Raw genomic sequence first — 18,009 nt, 5'->3', positions numbered from 1 at the left:
GTCTGAGCGGTGATTCTAGGCCCGCAGGCGCAGGCCCTTGGGAGTCGCCCGGAAACCCGCCTCCTGAAGGACGGCTGAAAGCTCCGAGGTGAGCGCCACCTCGCCGTCGGCCTTCTGCACCGCGAGCTGCCCCAGCCAGCCTTCCCGCACCGCCGTGGACAGCGCCCGCGCGGCCGAGCGCAACCTGTCCTGATCCTCGGTGAAGCTCAGCAGCGACCGGCCGCCGCGTTCGACGTACATCGCCGGGACACCGTCCACGAGCACCGCCAGCGCGCCCGCTTTCCTTGCCGGACGGTGTTTCGTGTCGCCCGTCGCGGCGGGCCAAGGCAACGCGGCGCCGTAGGGCTGCGCCGGGTCGGCGGCGGCGAGGACGACGGCGCCTTCCTGGGTGGTGCGCTGGTTCCCGGACTGCGCGCGCAGCCTGTCGACTGCGCCCTTCGCCGCGAACTGCGCCGCGCCGAGCCCCTCGACCACGTATCCCCGGACGACCTGCCCCGAATCCTCCATACCGCGCAAAACCTTGTAGATCCCCGAAAAACCGCCCGTCACGCGTTCGGTGTCGAGGGCGCCGCGGGTGAGGACGCCGTGCCGTTCCAAGAAGGCCTCCGTCCGCGCCAGCGCGCGCCTGGTCGGATCCGCTTCACGTTCCGGGGTCAATGCCCAGCGCCCGGCCACCGTCGGCGGCCCGGTGCGCGAAGGCATCGCCGGGCGCCCGGCCCGAAGCCGCGCGTACCGGCCGCGAGGAGCCTGCCGCCGTGGCTTGTGCGCCGCACCGGAACCGGAGACCTGGGCCCGCAGCGGGCCCAGCGTGTCCCCGGTGACCAGACCGGCCCACACGAGATCCCACAGCGCCGCCACGACTTCACCGTCGTTGGGCGGGGTTTCGACCAGCGGCGACGCCCGGTCCACGAGCTGACGGAAGAACTGCGCTCCACCCTCCAAAGTGGACAGAATCGCCTGGTGCAGCGGGCCGGAGGGCAGATCGTCGTCGAGATCGGGCAACAGCAGATCGGCGACGTCCGTGGGTGCGAGCGCCAGCCAGCCGTCCCCGCCGGACAGGGAACCGCAGCCGCACCAGGTGACCTCGCCCGCCGTGGTGAGTTCGTCCAGCAGCGAGGGGGTGTAGCCGGGCAGCCTGCTCGGCAGGATCAGCGACTCGACCGCGCTCGCCGGGAGCGGGGCACCGGCCAGTTGCTCGACCACGGACAGTACGTCGTCCGCGGTCGGCGCCGACCGCACCCGCGCCCCGATACCGTGCCACGAGGGCAGGAACCGCCCCAGCGCGGCCGGTTCGACCGGTTCGACTTCCGCCCGCAGCCGGGCCAGCGACGCCCGCCTGAGCCTGCGCAGCACCGACGCGTCGCAGAACTCCATCCCGACGCCATGGGTCTCCGGATGCCCGATGGGGCTCAACTCGCCCCGGACCAGCCTGCCCTGCGCGGTCAGCCTGTCCAGCACACCGGTGACCACGGCCGTCCCGAGGCCGAACCGCTCGGCCGCCTGCCGGGCGCTGAACGGGCCGCGGCTGCGCGAATAGCGGGAAAGCAGGTCTCCGACGGGATCCTCGACCGGCTCGGTGAACGCCTCCGGTACCCCGACCGGCAACGCGGTGCCGAGCGCGTCTCGCACCCGGCCCGCGTCCTCGATGGCGATGAAGCGTTCGCCGCCGCCGATGCGGACCCGGATCACCCGCCGCGCGGCTTCCAGTTCCTCCAGCCATTCCCGCTGGATGCCGCGCGCCGCGGCCTCCTCGATCGAGAGATCGCCGAGGAACCGCAACAGATCCGCGGCCTCTTCGGCGTTGCGGGCGTGCCTGTCCGGATCGAGGCGTTGCAGGGAGCGCTCGACTTCGGCGACGACCTCGGCGTCCAGCAGTTCCCGGATCGCCTCGGTGCCGAGCAGTTCGGCCAGCAGCGTCGAATCCAGCGCCAGCGCCGCCGCGCGCCGTTCCGCGAGCGGCGCGTCGGTCTCGTACAGGAACATCCCGACATAGCCGAAGAGCAGGCTGCGCGCGAACGGCGACGCCGACGGCGTCTCGACCTCGACCAGCTTGACCTTCCGCGACCGGACGTCGCTCATCAGCTCGCGCAGCCCGCCGACGTCGTACACGTCCTGCAGGACTTCCCGCATCGCCTCCAGCACCACGGGGAACCGCTCGTACTTGGCCGCGACCGAAAGCAGCTGGGACGCGCGCTGCCGCTGCTGCCACAGCGGGGTGCGGCGGCGCGGATCCCGGCGGGGGAGCAGCAGCGACCGCGCCGCGCATTCCCGGAACCGCGCGGCGAACAGCGCCGAACCGCCGACCTCGGCCACGATCAGCTGCTCGACCTCTTCCGGATCGAGCAGTACGTCCTCGACGCCGATGGTGACCTCGGCGCCGTCCATGTCCAGCGCCTCGGGCAGCCGCAGCACGATGCCGTCGTCGGAATGCGCGACCTGGGCGTCGACCCCGCGGTTCTCCCGCAGGCGGGCCGCGATCGCGAGCGCCCACGGAGCGTTGACCTGCGCGCCGAACGGCGAGTGCAGGATGACCCGCCAGTCACCCAGTTCGTCGCGAAACCGTTCCAGCAGCAAGGTTTTGTCGTTCGGCACATGCCTCGTGGCCGACTTCTGCTCTTCCAGGTACGCCAGCAGGTTGTCGCAGGCGTACTCGTCCAATCCGGCGACGGCGGCGCGTTCCCTGGCCACCGATGGCTCCGAAGTGGACAGTTCGCGGACGAACGCGCCCAGCGCCCGCCCCAGTTCCAGCGGGCGGCCGGGGGCGTCGCCCTTCCAAAACGGCATCCGGGCGGGCTCGCCCGGTGCGGGGACCACGATCACGCGGTCGTGGGTGATGTCGGTGACCCGCCAGGAGGAGGTGCCGAGCAGGATCGTGTCCCCGACGCGGGACTCGTAGACCATCTCCTCGTCCAGCTCGCCCACGCGGCTCCCCGAAGTACGCTTTCCCGCTGAGGGGCCATCAGCAGAGTCGGCTTTGCCGTCGGAACCCGGCGTCATCACGGTGAACAGGCCGCGGTCGGGGATCGTGCCGCCGGAGGTCACCGCCAGCCGCTGCGACCCCGGACGGCCGTGCAGTTCGCCGGAGACCCGGTCCCAGGTGATCCGGGCGCGCAGCTCGCCGAACTCCTCGCTCGGATACCGGCCGGCGAGCATGTCGAGCACGGCCAGCAGCGCGTCGTCCGGCAGGGACGCGAACGGCGCCGCCCGGCGGGCGAGGGCGGCCAGCTCGTCGACGGTCCACGATTCGAGCGCCACCATCGCCACGACCTGCTGCGCGAGCACGTCCAGCGGGTTCCGCGGGTACCGCACCGCCTCGATCGCCCCGGACGCCATCCGTTCCGCGACCACCGCGCAGGAGACGAGGTCGCCCCGGAACTTCGGGAACATCACCCCGCTCGACACCGCGCCGACCTGGTGCCCGGCCCGCCCGACCCGCTGCAGTCCCGAAGCGACCGTCGGCGGCGCCTCGATCTGCACGACGAGGTCGACGGCGCCCATGTCGATGCCCAGCTCCAAGGAGGACGTCGCCACGACGCACGCCAGCCGCCCGGACTTGAGCTCCTCTTCCACATGGGTGCGCTGCTCGCGTGACATCGAGCCGTGGTGCGCCCGCGCGATCACCGGCGCCGCTCCGGTGGTGAGCCCGGACTGGCCGATCGCTTCGGCCGGATACCGCTGTTCCGGCTCCAGCTCGGCCTGCTCCGCCACGAGTTCGTTGAGCCGGGCCGTCATTCGCTCGGTGAGCCGCCGCGAGTTGGCGAACACGATCGTCGACCGATGCGCCTGGATCAGTTCGAGGACGCGCTCCTCCACCGCGGGCCAGATCGACGGCCGCCGCGGCGCGCCGTCGATGTCCTCCAGCGAGCCGGGCAGCCGGGCGAGGCCCGCGTCGAGGTCTTCGTTCTGCTTCGGCCCTTGCGGACCGTCGAGATTGGACATGTCCTCGACCGGGACCTCGACGCGGACCTCGATCGTCTTCGCGAGCTTCGGCTGGACGACGGTGACCGGCCTGCCGCCCGCCAGGAACGACGCGACCTCGTCGATCGGCCGTACCGTCGCCGACAGCCCGATCCGCTGGGCGGGTTTCTCCAGGAGGGCGTCGAGCCGCTCCAGGGACAGGGCCAGATGCGCGCCGCGTTTTCCGCCCGCGACCGCGTGCACCTCGTCGATGATCACCGTCTCCACGCCGCGCAGCGAATCGCGGGCGGAGGAGGTGAGGATCAGGAACAGCGACTCCGGCGTGGTGACCAGCACGTCCGGCGGGGTCTTGCCGAACGAGCGCCGCTCGGCCGCGGTGGTGTCGCCCGTCCGCATCCCGACGCCGATGTCCGGCACCGGCAGCCCGAGCCGCCGCGACGCCTGGGAGATACCCGCCAGCGGTGCCCGCAGGTTGCGCTGGACGTCGACCGCCAGCGCCTTCAGCGGGGAGACGTAGAGGACACGGCAGCGTTTCCTCGGCTCGGACGGCGGTGGCTCGACCGAGAGCCGGTCCAGCGCCCAGAGGAAGGCCGAGAGCGTCTTGCCGGAGCCTGTCGGGGCCACGACCAGCGCGTGTTCCCCCGCGTGCGCGGCACGCCACGCGCCTTCCTGCGCGCGGGTGGGCGCGGCGAAGGCCCCGGTGAACCAGTCCCTGGTCGCGGGGGAGAAAAGGTCGAGTACGTGTGCCACGCCCTCCATACTGCGCCGGACCACCGACAGTTTCGCTCCGAGGCTGTGACGAGGCACCCGCTCGGGGACGAGTTCGGCGGGTTCCGCACGTGCGGTGACCTCGCTCATGGGAGCATCACCGCCAGCGCGACCGGATCAGTGCTGGGGCGGTCGCCGTTCGTCTGTGAAGGGGTATGAGCTGTGCGGATCCTGTCGGTGGACCTCGGGACGTCCAACACCGTGGCCGTCCTTTCGGCGCACGGGAGGCCCCCGCGCGTGGTCGAGGTCGACGGTTCGGCCAACATGCCGTCCGCGGTGTTCGCCACCGAGGACGGCACGATCATGGTCGGCCGCGACGCCGAGCGTCGCGCCCGTCTCGACCCGACCCGCTTCGAGCCCAACCCCAAACGCCGCATCGACGAGCAGACGCTCCTGCTGGGCACCGACGTCATCCCGGTCAGCGAGGTGCTGGCCGCGATCCTGCGCCGCGTCCTCGACGAGACCACCCGCCAGCTCGGCGGCGACCTGCCCGACGAGGTCCGGCTCACCCACCCCGCGCAGTGGGGCCCGACCCGCCGCAACGTGCTGCTGTCCGCCGCCCGGCTCGCCGGGATGGGCGGCAACCTGGTGCTCGTCCCCGAGCCCGTCGCCGCGGCCGCGCACTTCGCGTCGTTCCCCGGCAAGACGCTCGCGCCCGGTCAGGCGCTCGCGGTGTACGACCTCGGCGCCGGCACCTTCGACGTCGCGATCGTCGGCGCGACCCCGAACGGCGGCTTCACCGTCGTCGCCGAAGACGGCCTCCCCGACCTCGGCGGTCTCGACGTCGACCAGGCGCTGCTGGTGCACGTCGGCCGCGAGGTCTCACACAAGGATCCCCAGCGCTGGCAGCGGGTCCTGCGGCCGGAGTCCACGCCGGACCGTCGTACGCGGCGCGCGCTGCAGGAGGACGTGAAGGCGGCGAAGGAAGCCCTCTCGCGGCACCCGCAGACCGAGGTCCCGATGCCGGAGCCGTTCGAGGACGTCCTCGTCACGCGAGGGGAACTCGAAGCGCTGGTGCGGCCGTCGATGCTGCGCAGTGTCGAGCTGATGTCGCGGGTGGTCCGCTCGGCCGGGATGACCCCGGACCGGCTCGCCGGTATCTACCTCGTCGGCGGTTCGAGCCGTCTCCCGCTGGTCGGCAGCCTGATCGCGGAGAAGCTCGGCGTCGTCCCCGGCAGCCTGGACCAGCCCGAGACCGCGGTCGCGCTCGGCGCCCAGCACGTCGCCTCCGACGGCATCAGCTCGCGCACGCAGGGCGTCGAAGGGCAGGTCGCCGCGGGAACCGGCGCACACCCCGGCGTTTCGGGTCCGTACGCGCCACCGCCGCAGCAGGTCGCGTCGATCCCGGGGTACTCGGGCGGCGGGCCCGGCCAGTCCGGCGGTTTCCCCCAGACGGGTTACCCGAACAGCGGCCCGCAGCAGGTGCAACAGCCCGCGCCGGCGAATTTCCCGACGTACTCGCTGGCCGGCCAGGCCTCCGGTGACAAGGCGCCCGCGAGCAGGAAGAAGCCGCTCGTCATCGGCGCGATCGTGGCCGTCGTCGTGCTGCTCGCCGCCGGGCTCACGTACTTCCTGACCTCCTCTTCGGTGGCGACGTACACGGCCGACGAATGCAAGGCGCCCGGCGCGGCCGACGACAAGGGCCTCACCGGTTGCCTGCGCCAGCTCGCCGGGAAGATCGCCGACACCGGCGACTGCAAACCCGGGATGGGCAACGGGCCGGCGAAACCGGCGGAGGATCTCGGCGTGACGTCGACCTGCTCCGCCCCGGGGCGTGCCGGGACCCAGGTGACCTACCTGCAGAGCGACTCCACGGACAAGCTCAAGGCCTACACCGACGGGCTGCTCAAATCGGCCGGTGGGGACCGCACCGAGGCCAAGTGGGCGGGCAACGCGCTGGAAGGCCAGTACTCCTCGGCCGCCGGGCGGAACGCCGCCGTGCTGGTGTTCACCGTGACCGACCGGCCGCTGGTCGGCTTCATCTACCAGGTCCCGGCCGAAGGCCAGAACCCGACGCCGGGCGAACTGGCCGACTATTTCGAAAAGAGCGTCCAGCCGGGCGAATAGCCCCTGTTCGCGCGTGAAGGCCCCCTTCCCTCGGCTCAGCCGAGGGAAGGGGGCCTTCACGCGTTTCGCGCTCGAGGCGGGGCTAGACTTCTCCCGATGCGTATCACGGTCTTCCGGCGGTTGATGGCCGACGAATTCGGTCCCGGACGTGCGGAAACCCTCGCCAGGGATCACGTCTTCGGCGAACTCGGGGGCCGGACCGTCGAACAGGCACTCGACGCGGGAACTTCGGCCAAGGATGTCTGGCGGGCGGTCTGCGAAGCCTTCGAGATCCCGCCGGAGCGGCGCTGACCTCGGCAAAGGGACAAGAACCCTAGCGCGACGGCGTGTCGGTCAAGGCCTCGAACACACGTTCGTCTAGGGTGTTGTCCACAACGGGGTCAGCGATCCACAGCTTGGGCGCGAGGCCTGGAATTGTCGGTGGTCGCCCGTAGCGTCGGACCCGACAGCTCAGAACTGAAACAAGCCTTACCGGCTCAACCAACGAGGTGGACTCCATGGCACCAGCAGCACCCGACAAGGACAAAGCGCTCGAACTGGCCCTGGCCCAGATCGACAAGCAGTACGGCAAGGGCTCGGTCATGCGCCTCGGCGAAGAGGGCCGTGTGCCGATCGAGGTCATCCCGACCGGTGCCATCGCGCTCGACGTCGCGCTCGGGATCGGTGGCCTGCCCCGCGGCCGGGTCATCGAGGTCTACGGTCCGGAGTCCTCCGGTAAGACCACTGTCGCGCTGCACGCGGTCGCCAACGCGCAGCGGAACGGCGGCATCGCCGCGTTCATCGACGCGGAGCACGCGCTGGACCCGGATTACGCCCAGAAGCTCGGCGTCGACACCGACGCGCTGCTGGTCTCCCAGCCGGACACCGGTGAGCAGGCGCTCGAGATCGCGGACATGCTGATCCGCTCCGGCGCGCTCGACATCCTGGTCATCGACTCGGTCGCCGCGCTCGTGCCGCGCGCCGAGATCGAGGGTGAGATGGGTGACAGCCACGTCGGTCTCCAGGCCCGGCTGATGAGCCAGGCACTGCGGAAGATGACCGGTGCGATGAGCAACTCCGGCACCACCGCGATCTTCATCAACCAGCTGCGCGAGAAGATCGGCGTCATGTTCGGCTCCCCGGAGACCACGACCGGTGGTAAGGCGCTGAAGTTCTACGCGTCGGTCCGCCTGGACGTCCGGCGGATCGAGACGCTGAAGGACGGCGGCGAGCCCGTCGGTAACCGCACCCGTGTCAAGGTCGTGAAGAACAAGGTCGCGCCGCCCTTCAAGCAGGCCGAGTTCGACATCCTGTACGGGAAGGGCATCTCCCGCGAGGGCTCGCTGATCGACATGGGTGTCGACCAGGGCATCCTGCGCAAGTCCGGCGCCTGGTACACCTACGAGGGCGACCAGCTGGGCCAGGGCAAGGAGAACGCGCGCAAGTTCCTGCTCGAGAACCCGGACATCGCCAACGAGATCGAGAAGCGCATCAAGGAGAAGCTCGGCATCGGCGCCGTTGTCGACGCCGAAGCCGCCCCCGCGCCGGTCGACTTCTGAGGGGGGCGCGGGATCGGGAGGGGTGTGCTCGCGGAGAGCGCTCGCCCTGATCCCTTCGCCGTGCCTTCCGGGGGTCGGACCCCCAGGCCCCCGCCAGAGGGCAAGCCCCCTGGGTCCCCGGGCGTGGGTCGCGCTCGGAGTGAGCCCCTGGACCCCCGGGGCTCGGGTGCCGATTCATTGTTGCCTTTGAGGAGTGAGAGCTGAATGCGTGCGCCCAAAGTGGATCCGGCGGAGCTGCCGCCGGACGAGCGGAGGAAGAAGGCCAAGGAGATCTGCTTCGATCTCCTGGCCGCGCGCCCGCGTTCCGCGGACGAACTGCGTCAGGCCCTCAAGCGCAAGGGCTTCGACGAGGAGACGACGGAGACCCTGCTGGGTAAGCTGGACCAGGCAGGGCTCATCAACGACGCCGAGTTCGCCGAGATGTGGGTGCGTTCCCGCCATGCCAACATGGGCCTGGCACGGAACGCTCTCGTAGCCGAACTCAAACGCAAAGGAATCGATGGGGATATCGCCGTCCAGGCCGCCGACGAGGTGGACCGAGAGGCAGAGGAGCAGCGCGCCCGAGAGCTGGTACGGAAGCGCATGCGCTCCTTGGGCAACGTCGACGAGCAGACGGCGATCCGCCGCCTGCTGGGCCTCCTCGCCCGCAAGGGCTATCCTCAAGGGCTGGCCTACACCGTGATCCGCGAAGAACTCCGCGAGTTCGGCGCCGAGTCGGCGCTGCTGGACGACGCCACCCTAGACTGACCTTCATCAGCTGAGCCGCTCACCGGCCGTGCGGGCCCCGTTCGTCCGTCGGCCGGTGTTTTGCGTTCCCGGGCGGCTGTTTCGGGGTATTGAGGGGTAGGCAAACGTGTCTGCTGGGTGGGCGGGTCCGCCATGGGACAGCCTGGGCCGAGTGTCGCATCAGGGACACTGAGCGTCTCAAATGCGACTGTGAGCCGCTGACCAGCGCCGATACGACCGATCAGGAATCGAGAAGCGCCGGAAGCCCGCCCGGAAATAGCGTTACCGGCATGAACTTCATCGACGCCATCACCCTCGAAGTGGCCGACACCGAGGCCGCCGAACGCTTCTACACCACCGCCTTCGGGCTCGGCTCCGAGCTGCGTCTGCGGGCTTCGCAGGAGCCGTCCACCGGCTTCCGCGGCTACACCCTTTCCCTCACGGTTTCCCAGCCCGCCAACGCCGACGCGCTCATCGACGCCGCCGTCGTCGCCGGGGCGACCGTGATCAAGCCCGCCACGAAGTCGATGTGGGGCTACGGCGGAACCGTGCAGGCCCCGGACGGTGCGATCTGGAAGATCGCGACCTCCGCCAAGAAGAACACCGGACCGGCGACCCGCGAGTTCGACGCCATCGTGTTGCTGCTGGGCGTCGCCGACGTGGCCGCGAGCAAGAAGTTCTACGTCGAGCACGGGCTCACCGTGGGAAAGAGCTTCGGCCGCGTGTACGTCGAGTTCGAAGCCGGCTCGAGCCCCGTGAAGCTGGCGCTGTACAAGCGCAAGGCCCTGGCCAAGGACGCCGGCGTGTCCCCGGAGGGCACCGGCTCGCACCGTATCGCGATCTGCGGCGCCGCCCCGTTCACCGACCTCGACGGGTTCGTATGGGAGACCTCGACTCTCGCCACCCAGTCCTGATGTGCCACTACCGGATGCCCCCGCTCGCCGCTTACCAAGGAGAAACCGCCATGAGCACCACGTACGAAGGATTCACGGCCGAAGAGAAGGCCGCGATGAAAGAACACGCCCAGGACATGAAGAAAGCCGCGCGTCGCGGTTCCGCCGCCGACAAAGCGGCGGCCGCCGAGCAGGACGTGGTCGCGAAAATCGCCGAGATGTCCGATGAGGACAGGGTGCTCGCCGAGCTGGTCCACAGCGTCGTGAAGGCGAACGCCCCGATGCTCGCGCCGAAACTCTGGTACGGCCAGCCCGCTTACGCGCTGGACGGCAAGATCGTCTGTTTCTTCCAGGCGGCGGCCAAGTTCAAGACGCGGTACGCGACGCTCGGCTTCAACGAGGCCGCTCGGCTGGACGACGGCGCGATGTGGGCGACGGCCTTCGCGCTGACCGGCGTCACCGCCGAGGCGGAGGAGCGCATCGCCGCGCTGGTGAAGCAAGCCGTCAGCTGAGTCACCGCAGGCGATGCCCGGTGGAAGGACGTTGCGAAAGCCACTTTCGCAACCTTCAACGTTGTGAAAGTGGCTTTCGCAACGTCCTCCCGGCAAGCCACGCACAGCGAGTGGCAGCCCGGTTTACCGCGTGAGTGGCCACTCGCGACACAGCGGTGAAACCCTAGGCTCGGATGATCACCGGGAGGACCACATGATCACCATCGAGCCGCTGAAGCCCGAAGACCGCGAAGCCTGGGAGCACCTGTTCCGCGCGTACATCGCCTTCTACGAACGTGTCGCGCCCCAGGAGGTCTATGACCGAGCCTGGCGCGAATTCCGGACCGGGGAACGGATGCACGCGCTCGGTGCCCATGTGGGCGGCGAGCTCGTCGGGATCACGCATTTCCTGGTACACCCCAGCACTTCCGCGCTCACCGACGTCTGTTACCTGCAAGACCTGTTCACCGCGCCGGAAGCCCGGGGCAAGGGGGTCGCGCGGGCGTTGATCGAGGCCGTCGCGGACTGGGCACGCGACCGCGGCTGCGACAGGGTTTACTGGCACACCAAGGAATCCAACGCCATCGCGCGCCGGCTGTACGACCAGGTCGCGGTCAACCGCGGGTTCCTCCAGTACCAGCTGCCGCTCTGAAAACAGTGAAGGCCACCTTCGCGAAGGTGGCCTTCACACCACGGGTCAGAGCTTCGAAGCCTCCGCCGCGAAAGCCTCGATCTTCCCGAAGTCCTTGGCCGCCAAGGCGTCCTTCGGCGTCAGCCACGAACCACCGATGCAGCCCACATTGGACAGTGCGAGATAGTCCGGCGCGGTCTTCACGGTGATCCCGCCGGTCGGGCAGAACTTCAGCCCGGGCAGCGGCCCGCCGATCGACTTCAGGTACGCCACGCCGCCGCTGGCCTCGGCGGGGAAGAACTTCAGCGCGGTCAGCCCGCGTTCGGCCAGCCGCATCGCCTCCGAGACCGTGCTCGCGCCCGGCAGGAACGGCAGGCCGGTGTCGAACGCGGCGTCCAGCACGGCGTCCGTGCAGCCCGGGGTCACCAGGAACTTCGCGCCGGCGTCGGCGGCCTGCTTGGCGTGTTCGGGCGCGGTGATGGTCCCGGCGCCGATGACGATCTCCGGGACCTCCGCGGCGATCCGCTCGATGGAGGCGAGTGCCGCCGGGGTGCGCAGGGTCAGCTCGATCACGCCGATCCCGCCCGCGAGCAGGGCCCGCGCGGTGGGCACGGCGTCGTCGGCGTCGTCGAGCACGACGACGGGCATCACGGGGGACAGGCCGAGCAGGTCGGCGCCGGTGGTCACTGGGTTACCTCCACAGGGGTTAACGTGTGCGCCGGAGCGCCGAAGTGTTCCGGCGTGAGCGGTCCGAACACGCTCGCGCCCTGATCGGCGGGGCCGACCGCGCGGCGCAGCGCCGCGAACAGCTCCCGGCCGGTGCCGGTCCAGGATGCCTCCGAAGGCGGGGAGTCCACCAGTTCACGGCGGGCGAGTTCTTCGTCACCCACGAGGACGTCGAGCGTCCCGGCCCTGGCGTCGAGGCGGACGACGTCACCGTCGGCGATCCGCGCGATCGGGCCGCCCGCCGCGGCTTCCGGGGTCACCTGGATCGCCGCCGGGATCTTCCCGGACGCGCCCGACATCCGGCCGTCGGTGAGCAACGCCACCTGGTACCCGCGGTCCATCAGCACGCCCAGTGCCGGGGTGAGACCGTGCAGTTCCGGCATCCCGTTGGCCTGAGGGCCCTGCTGCCGGATGACCACGACGACGTCGCGGTCCAGCTCGCCGGCCTCGAAAGCGTCCTTGAACGACTTCTGGTCGGTGAACACCCGCGCCGGGGCCTGGACGATCCGGTGCTCCGGCGCCACCGCCGACACCTTGATCACCGCGCGGCCGAGGTTGCCCGCGACCATCCGCAGTCCGCCGTCGGCGGCGAACGGCCGCCACACGGGACGCAGCACGTCCTCGTCGAGGCTGCGCGTCGGAACGTCACGCCAGACCAGCTCGCCCTCGGAGAGGATCGGCTCCTGCCGGTAGCGGTGCAGGCCCGGGCCGGCGACGGTCCGGACGTCCTCGTGCAGCAGGCCCGCGTCGAGCAGGGTGCCGACCAGGAACTGGATGCCGCCGGCGGCGTGGAAGTGGTTGATGTCGGCGCTGCCGTTCGGGTACACGCGCGCCAGCAGGGGGATCACCGACGACAGGTCGGAGAAGTCGTCCCAGGTCAGCTGGATGCCCGCGGCGGCGGCGATCGCGACGAGGTGCATCGTGTGGTTGGTCGAACCGCCCGTGGCGAGCAGCGCGATGACACCGTTGACGACGGCCTTCTCGTCGATCACGCGCGAGATCGGCGTGTACTCCTCGCCCCGCGACAGCTTCACCACACGGCGTCCGGCCTCTTCGGTGAGCGCCTTCCGCAGCGGCGAGTTCGGCTGCACGAAGCTGGCGCCCGGCAGGTGCAGGCCCATCACCTCGACGACCATCTGGTTCGAGTTGGCGGTGCCGTAGAAGGTGCACGTGCCCGCCGAGTGGTACGAAGCCGCTTCGGCGTCCAGCAGGTCTTCGCGGGTCGCCTTGCCCTCGGCGTAGAGCTGGCGCACGCGCGCCTTCTCCTTGTTCGGCAGGCCCGAGTTCATCGGCCCGGCGGGCACCAGGATCGCCGGGAGATGCCCGAAGGACAGCGCCCCGATCAGCAGGCCGGGAACGATCTTGTCGCAGACGCCGAGCAGCAGCGCCGCGTCGAACATGTCGTGGGAGAGCGCGATCGCGGTCGACATCGCGATCACCTCGCGGCTGAACAGCGACAGCTCCATCCCGGGACGGCCCTGGGTGACCCCGTCGCACATCGCGGGCACACCGCCAGCGAACTGCGCCACCCCGCCCGCCTGACGGACCGAGCCCTTGAGCATCGCGGGGTACTCCTGCATCGGCTGGTGCGCCGAAAGCATGTCGTTGTAGGACGAGACGATCGCGACGCCCGGCGCCCGCACGGCGCGCAGTGCCGCTTTGTCGACACCTTCCATCGCGGCGAAGCCGTGGGCGAGGTTGCTGCAGTCGAGGCCGCGCCGCATCGGCCCTTCGTCGTGGGAGGCGGCGACGCGCTCGAGGTGCGCGGCGCGGGTTTCGGCGCTGCGGGCGGCGATCCGTTCGGTGACTTCGGCGATGATGGGGTGGACGTTCGGGGCGGTGCTCATTGTCCGGCTCCGGATCACTGGTCGTGGTGGTCCGCGGGACGGCAACGCTGACGTCGCTGGGTCGTGACAGTGGCCACAGTACCTCGGGGGAAAGCGCGAATCAAAATCGATACAGAAGATCGACTCGCGTGACCTCCGTCACGTCACTAGGTTCCACTGTGCTACTTGTCACATTGCACAACGCGCGGCAGAGTCGGGACGGCGAGGAATCACCGGCCTTCGAAGGCTCCAGCGGCCAACCGAACCGACCATCGGGAGGTACCGATGTCCACCACAGAGATCGCCGAGCTTCGGCGAGCCATCGGTCAGTTGAGGCAGTGCGTCGGCGCGCTGCGATCCCGATACGGCGACGCCTCGGCGGTACGACGCCTGGCGAACGACGTCGAGCGGCTCGACATCGACGCGACCGACCTCGACACGACCCCGAACGCGGTGCCCGCGCAGGCGAAGGCCGCCGATCGTGTCCAGGTACCCGATACGCCCTACGACCCGGCGCTCTGGCATGGCGCCGATGACGAAGGCGTCGGCGGCTACAAGCGCGACCAGCGGTGAGCGCCCCCGCCGGCGATGAGGCCGGACGGGGTACGGGGGTCCGCGCACCGTCGCGGGCCCGGATCGCCGAAAAAACGCTGCGCACCGACCGGTGGTGGCTGTCCCCGCTGCTGACCGTCCTCGGCCTCTCCGCCTTCATCATCTACGCGACGATCAGGTCCTTCGTGCGCACCGCGTACTGGGTGCCCGAGTACCACTACCTGACGCCGTTCTATTCGCCCTGCGTCTCGGAATCCTGCGTCGAAGGCTCCCGGCATTTCGGGGCCTGGATCGGCGAGCTGCCGGGCTTCATCCCGCTCGGCTTCCTCGTCCTGCCGTTCCTGCTGGGCTTCCGGCTGACCTGCTACTACTACCGCAAGGCCTACTACCGGGCCGTCTGGTTCTCGCCGCCCGCCTGCGCGGTCGCCGAACCGCACGCGAAGTACACCGGTGAGACGCGGCTGCCGCTGATCATCCAGAACGCCCATCGCTACTTCTTCTACGTGGCCGTGGTCGTCTCGCTGGTCAACACCTACGACGCGATCACCGCGTTCCACGGCAAGACCGGCGGATTCGGTTTCGGGTTCGGCAACATCGTGCTGACCGGCAACGTGATCCTGTTGTGGGCCTACACGTTGTCGTGCCACTCGTGCCGTCACGTGACCGGCGGCAGGCTCAAGCACTTCTCGAAACATCCGGTCCGCTACTGGATCTGGACGCAGATCACGAAACTCAACACCCGGCACATGGCGCTGGCGTGGACGACGCTCGGCACGCTCGTGCTGACCGACCTCTACGTGATGCTCGTGGCCAGCGGCGCCATTTCGGATCTGCGGTTCATCAACTAGCGGCGCGGGAATCTCCCGTCCCCGGCGACAAGCTTTGAGGTGGCTCTTTCTATGACCGAGGTCGAACGGCTCAACTACGACGTGGTGGTGATCGGTGCCGGTGGTGCCGGTCTCCGCGCGGTCATCGAAGCCCGTGAACGCGGCTTCAGCGTCGCGGTGGTGTGCAAATCGCTGTTCGGCAAGGCGCATACGGTGATGGCCGAAGGCGGCTGCGCGGCGTCGATGGGCAACGCGAACTCGAACGACAACTGGCAGGTGCACTTCCGCGACACCATGCGTGGCGGGAAGTTCCTCAACAACTGGCGGATGGCCGAACTCCACGCCAGGGAGGCGCCGGACCGGGTCTGGGAACTGGAGACCTACGGCGCGCTGTTCGACCGCACGAAGGACGGCCGGATCAGCCAGCGCAACTTCGGCGGGCACACGTACCCGCGGCTGGCGCATGTCGGCGACCGCACCGGGCTCGAACTGATCCGCACGATGCAGCAGAAAATCGTTTCGCTGCAACAAGAGGACTTCAAGGAGACCGGGGACTACGAGGCGCGGATCAAGGTCTTCGCCGAATGCACGATCACCGAACTGCTGACCGAGAACGGCCGGATCTCCGGTGCCTTCGGGTACTGGCGCGAGAGCGGCCGGTTCATCCTGTTCGAGGCGCCGGCGGTGGTGCTCGCCACCGGCGGCATCGGAAAATCGTTCAAGGTCACCTCGAACTCGTGGGAATACACCGGTGACGGGCACGCGCTGGCGCTGCGGGCCGGGGCGACGCTCATCAACATGGAGTTCGTCCAGTTCCACCCGACCGGCATGGTCTGGCCGCCGAGTGTGAAGGGGATCCTGGTCACCGAAGGCGTCCGCGGTGACGGCGGGGTCCTCAAGAACACCGAGGACAAGCGGTTCATGTTCTCCTACGTCCCCGACGTGTTCAAGGGGCAGTACGCGGACAGTGAGGAAGAAGCCGACCGCTGGTACACCGACCAGGAGAAGAACCGCCGCACCCCGGATCTGCTGCCACGTGACGAGGTGGCGCGCGCGATCAACTCCGAGGTCAAGGCGGGCCGGGGATCACCGCACGGCGGGGTCTTCCTCGACATCGCCAGCAGGCTGCCCGCGGAGGAGATCCGCAAACGGCTGCCTTCGATGTACCACCAGTTCAAGGAACTCGCCGACGTCGACATCACGAAGGAGCCGATGGAGGTCGGCCCCACCTGTCACTACGTGATGGGCGGGATCGAGGTCGACCCGGACACCGCGTCGTCGAGCGTGCCCGGGCTGTTCGCCGCGGGCGAGTGCTCGGGCGGCATGCACGGCTCGAACCGGCTCGGCGGGAACTCGCTTTCGGATTTGCTCGTCTTCGGCCGTCGTGCGGGCCTCGGTGCCGCGTCCTACGTCGCGGAACTGAAGGACCGTCCGAAGGTCAGTCAGTCCGATGTGGACGCCGCCGCGACGATGGCGCTCGCGCCGTTCGACCCGCCGGGCAACGGTGTCGAGGAGAACCCGTACAGCCTGCACACCGAACTGCAGCAGTCGATGAACGATCTCGTCGGCATCATCCGCAAGTCGGAGGAGATCGAGCGGGCGCTGGAGAAGCTCGGGGAACTGCGCGAGCGGATCAAGCGGGTCACCGTCGAGGGACACCGGCAGTTCAACCCCGGCTGGCATCTCGCCGTCGATCTGCGGAACATGCTGATGGTCAGCGAATGCGTCGCCCGTGCCGCGCTGCTGCGGACCGAGAGCCGGGGCGGGCACACGCGCGACGACCATCCGGGCATGGACGCCCAGTGGCGCAACAAACTCCTGGTCTGCTCGGCCACGCCGGGCGACAACCCGGTGGTGCCGGAGATCGGTATCGAGGTCAAGGCACAGACCCCGCTGCGGCAGGATCTGCTGGAGCTGTTCGAACTGTCCGAGCTGGGGAAGTACTACACCGACGAAGAACTGGCCTCGCACCCCGGGAGTCCGGCATGAGCTACAAGGCGAGTTTCCGGGTGTGGCGCGGCGACGCCGATTCGGGTGAGCTGAAGGACTACACCGTCGAGGTCAACGAGGGCGAGGTCGTCCTCGACATCATCCACCGGTTGCAGGCCACCCAGGCCTCGGATCTGGCGGTGCGGTGGAACTGCAAGGCGGGTAAATGCGGTTCGTGCTCGGCGGAGATCAACGGCAAACCACGGTTGCTGTGCATGACCCGGATGTCGACGTTCACCGAGGACGAGGTCATCACCGTGACCCCGATGCGGACGTTCCCGGTGATCCGCGACCTGGTGACCGACGTGTCGTTCAACTACACCAAGGCCCGTGAGATCCCGTCGTTCACGCCGCCCCTGGAGCTGAAGCCGGGGGAGTACCGGATGCAGCAGGTGGACGTCGAGCGCTCGCAGGAGTTCCGCAAGTGCATCGAGTGCTTCCTGTGCCAGAACACCTGCCACGTGGTGCGTGACCACGAGGAGAACAAGGAGGCCTTCGCCGGGCCCCGGTACCTGATGCGGATCGCCGAACTCGAAATGCACCCCCTCGACGTCGCCGACCGGCGTGACGAGGCGCAGGAGGAGCACGGCCTCGGCTACTGCAACATCACCAAGTGCTGCTCGGACGTGTGCCCGGAGGGCATCCACATCACCGACAACGCGCTGATCCCGATGAAGGAACGCGTCGCGGACCGGAAGTACGATCCCATCGTGTGGCTGGGGAACAAGCTGTTCCGGCGGGACAAGTAACGCGAGTCCGGAAAGTCCGTGAAGGCCTCCTTGAGGGACCCAGAGTCCCTCAAGGAGGCCTTCACGGACCAGGCGATCGCCACGTTCGCCCCACCTGCACCAGCCGTCTCAGTGGCTGCGCGTGAAGGCCCCCTTCCCTCGGCTCAGCCGAGGAAACTCGACCTTCGCGCCTTCCCTCCATGTACCGGGCAAGGGCGGCGGTGGCGTGGTCGGGCACGAGCTTAAATCGGTTGCCGTCACCCACCGCTTTGACGCATCCTTACCGCACACCACCAAGGGAGGACACATGACGCGACGTTGTTACGCCA

At 69.2% G+C, this 18,009-nt stretch carries 14 protein-coding genes; 11 read left to right on the top strand and 3 right to left on the bottom strand.

Features of this window, described 5'->3' with window-relative positions; all coding sequences use genetic code 11:
* Positions 1 to 15: 15 nt before the first annotated feature.
* A complete protein-coding gene (locus tag ACLJQ7_RS05505; RefSeq protein ID WP_410647840.1) occupies positions 16 to 4,677 on the bottom strand; it encodes an ATP-dependent helicase in 4,662 nt (1,553 codons plus the stop codon).
* A gap of 171 nt (positions 4,678 to 4,848) precedes the next feature.
* Here ACLJQ7_RS05505 and ACLJQ7_RS05500 point away from each other — a divergent pair, with 171 nt between their 5' ends.
* From ACLJQ7_RS05500 to ACLJQ7_RS05470, 7 genes are all read left to right on the top strand, one after another.
* A complete protein-coding gene (locus tag ACLJQ7_RS05500) occupies positions 4,849 to 6,753 on the top strand; it encodes an Hsp70 family protein (RefSeq protein WP_410647063.1) in 1,905 nt (634 codons plus the stop codon).
* A gap of 96 nt (positions 6,754 to 6,849) precedes the next feature.
* On the top strand, positions 6,850 to 7,044 hold the full coding sequence (locus tag ACLJQ7_RS05495) for a DUF3046 domain-containing protein (protein WP_126734939.1): 195 nt from the start codon (positions 6,850 to 6,852) through the stop codon (positions 7,042 to 7,044).
* Positions 7,045 to 7,250: 206 nt separating this feature from the next.
* Positions 7,251 to 8,291, top strand: coding sequence for a recombinase RecA (gene recA / locus ACLJQ7_RS05490; RefSeq protein WP_125675722.1), 1,041 nt, complete (start codon positions 7,251 to 7,253; stop codon positions 8,289 to 8,291).
* Positions 8,292 to 8,510: 219 nt separating this feature from the next.
* Positions 8,511 to 9,038, top strand: a complete 528-nt coding sequence (locus tag ACLJQ7_RS05485; RefSeq protein ID WP_410647839.1) for a regulatory protein RecX — start codon at positions 8,511 to 8,513, stop codon at positions 9,036 to 9,038.
* A gap of 269 nt (positions 9,039 to 9,307) precedes the next feature.
* Entirely contained in the window at positions 9,308 to 9,931 is a 624-nt protein-coding gene (locus ACLJQ7_RS05480) for a glyoxalase (RefSeq protein ID WP_410647062.1), read from the top strand.
* Between the two features lie 50 nt (positions 9,932 to 9,981).
* Positions 9,982 to 10,422, top strand: a complete 441-nt coding sequence (locus ACLJQ7_RS05475) for an iron chaperone (RefSeq protein ID WP_410647061.1) — start codon at positions 9,982 to 9,984, stop codon at positions 10,420 to 10,422.
* Between the two features lie 193 nt (positions 10,423 to 10,615).
* Positions 10,616 to 11,053, top strand: a complete 438-nt coding sequence (locus ACLJQ7_RS05470) for a GNAT family N-acetyltransferase (RefSeq protein ID WP_410647060.1) — start codon at positions 10,616 to 10,618, stop codon at positions 11,051 to 11,053.
* A 45-nt stretch (positions 11,054 to 11,098) separates the two neighbouring features.
* On the opposite strand, the gene eda is transcribed toward ACLJQ7_RS05470, so the two are convergent.
* Together eda and edd are read right to left on the bottom strand one after the other, a co-directional pair.
* The gene (eda, locus tag ACLJQ7_RS05465; RefSeq protein ID WP_410647059.1) at positions 11,099 to 11,719 is read right to left on the bottom strand and encodes a bifunctional 4-hydroxy-2-oxoglutarate aldolase/2-dehydro-3-deoxy-phosphogluconate aldolase; all 621 of its coding nucleotides are present in this window, start codon (positions 11,717 to 11,719) and stop codon (positions 11,099 to 11,101) included.
* Positions 11,716 to 13,605: a phosphogluconate dehydratase gene (gene edd / locus ACLJQ7_RS05460; RefSeq protein ID WP_410647058.1), complete on the bottom strand. Its 1,890-nt coding sequence runs from the start codon at positions 13,603 to 13,605 to the stop codon at positions 11,716 to 11,718. The genes eda and edd overlap by 4 nt, the downstream gene beginning before the upstream one ends.
* A gap of 264 nt (positions 13,606 to 13,869) precedes the next feature.
* On the opposite strand from edd, the gene ACLJQ7_RS05455 reads away from it, so the two are divergent.
* Genes ACLJQ7_RS05455 through ACLJQ7_RS05440 form a run of 4 tightly spaced genes read left to right on the top strand, consistent with a single transcriptional unit; the run spans position 13,870 to position 17,701 of the window.
* Positions 13,870 to 14,157 (top strand): hypothetical protein, encoded by a 288-nt coding sequence (locus tag ACLJQ7_RS05455; protein WP_005164726.1) that lies wholly within the window; start codon positions 13,870 to 13,872, stop codon positions 14,155 to 14,157.
* Positions 14,154 to 14,984 carry a hypothetical protein gene (locus tag ACLJQ7_RS05450; RefSeq protein ID WP_410647057.1) on the top strand — a complete coding sequence of 277 codons (831 nt, stop codon included), beginning with the start codon at positions 14,154 to 14,156 and terminating at the stop codon, positions 14,982 to 14,984. Before ACLJQ7_RS05455 ends, ACLJQ7_RS05450 begins: the two co-directional genes overlap by 4 nt.
* Before the next feature lie 51 nt (positions 14,985 to 15,035).
* A complete protein-coding gene (locus tag ACLJQ7_RS05445) occupies positions 15,036 to 16,952 on the top strand; it encodes a fumarate reductase/succinate dehydrogenase flavoprotein subunit (RefSeq protein ID WP_410647056.1) in 1,917 nt (638 codons plus the stop codon).
* Positions 16,949 to 17,701 (top strand): succinate dehydrogenase/fumarate reductase iron-sulfur subunit, encoded by a 753-nt coding sequence (locus ACLJQ7_RS05440; RefSeq protein ID WP_410647055.1) that lies wholly within the window; start codon positions 16,949 to 16,951, stop codon positions 17,699 to 17,701. The genes ACLJQ7_RS05445 and ACLJQ7_RS05440 overlap by 4 nt, the downstream gene beginning before the upstream one ends.
* Positions 17,702 to 18,009 lie beyond the last annotated feature (308 nt).

This window comes from Amycolatopsis sp. cmx-4-54, assembly GCF_046548895.1.
Taxonomy (GTDB): Bacteria; Actinomycetota; Actinomycetes; order Mycobacteriales; family Pseudonocardiaceae; genus Amycolatopsis.
The sequence above is the reverse complement of the archived record's forward strand: the minus strand, read 5'-3'. Positions and strand labels throughout refer to the sequence as shown.

Coding starts and splice junctions, on each gene's coding strand:
- ACLJQ7_RS05445 (WP_410647056.1), top strand. CDS start 15,036: ATGACCGAGGTCGAACGGCTCAACTACGACGTGGTGGTGATCGGTGCC.
- ACLJQ7_RS05480 (WP_410647062.1), top strand. CDS start 9,308: ATGAACTTCATCGACGCCATCACCCTCGAAGTGGCCGACACCGAGGCC.
- edd (WP_410647058.1), bottom strand. CDS start 13,605: ATGAGCACCGCCCCGAACGTCCACCCCATCATCGCCGAAGTCACCGAA.
- ACLJQ7_RS05505 (WP_410647840.1), bottom strand. CDS start 4,677: ATGGAGGGCGTGGCACACGTACTCGACCTTTTCTCCCCCGCGACCAGG.
- ACLJQ7_RS05440 (WP_410647055.1), top strand. CDS start 16,949: ATGAGCTACAAGGCGAGTTTCCGGGTGTGGCGCGGCGACGCCGATTCG.
- ACLJQ7_RS05475 (WP_410647061.1), top strand. CDS start 9,982: ATGAGCACCACGTACGAAGGATTCACGGCCGAAGAGAAGGCCGCGATG.
- recA (WP_125675722.1), top strand. CDS start 7,251: ATGGCACCAGCAGCACCCGACAAGGACAAAGCGCTCGAACTGGCCCTG.
- ACLJQ7_RS05455 (WP_005164726.1), top strand. CDS start 13,870: ATGTCCACCACAGAGATCGCCGAGCTTCGGCGAGCCATCGGTCAGTTG.
- ACLJQ7_RS05495 (WP_126734939.1), top strand. CDS start 6,850: ATGCGTATCACGGTCTTCCGGCGGTTGATGGCCGACGAATTCGGTCCC.
- ACLJQ7_RS05470 (WP_410647060.1), top strand. CDS start 10,616: ATGATCACCATCGAGCCGCTGAAGCCCGAAGACCGCGAAGCCTGGGAG.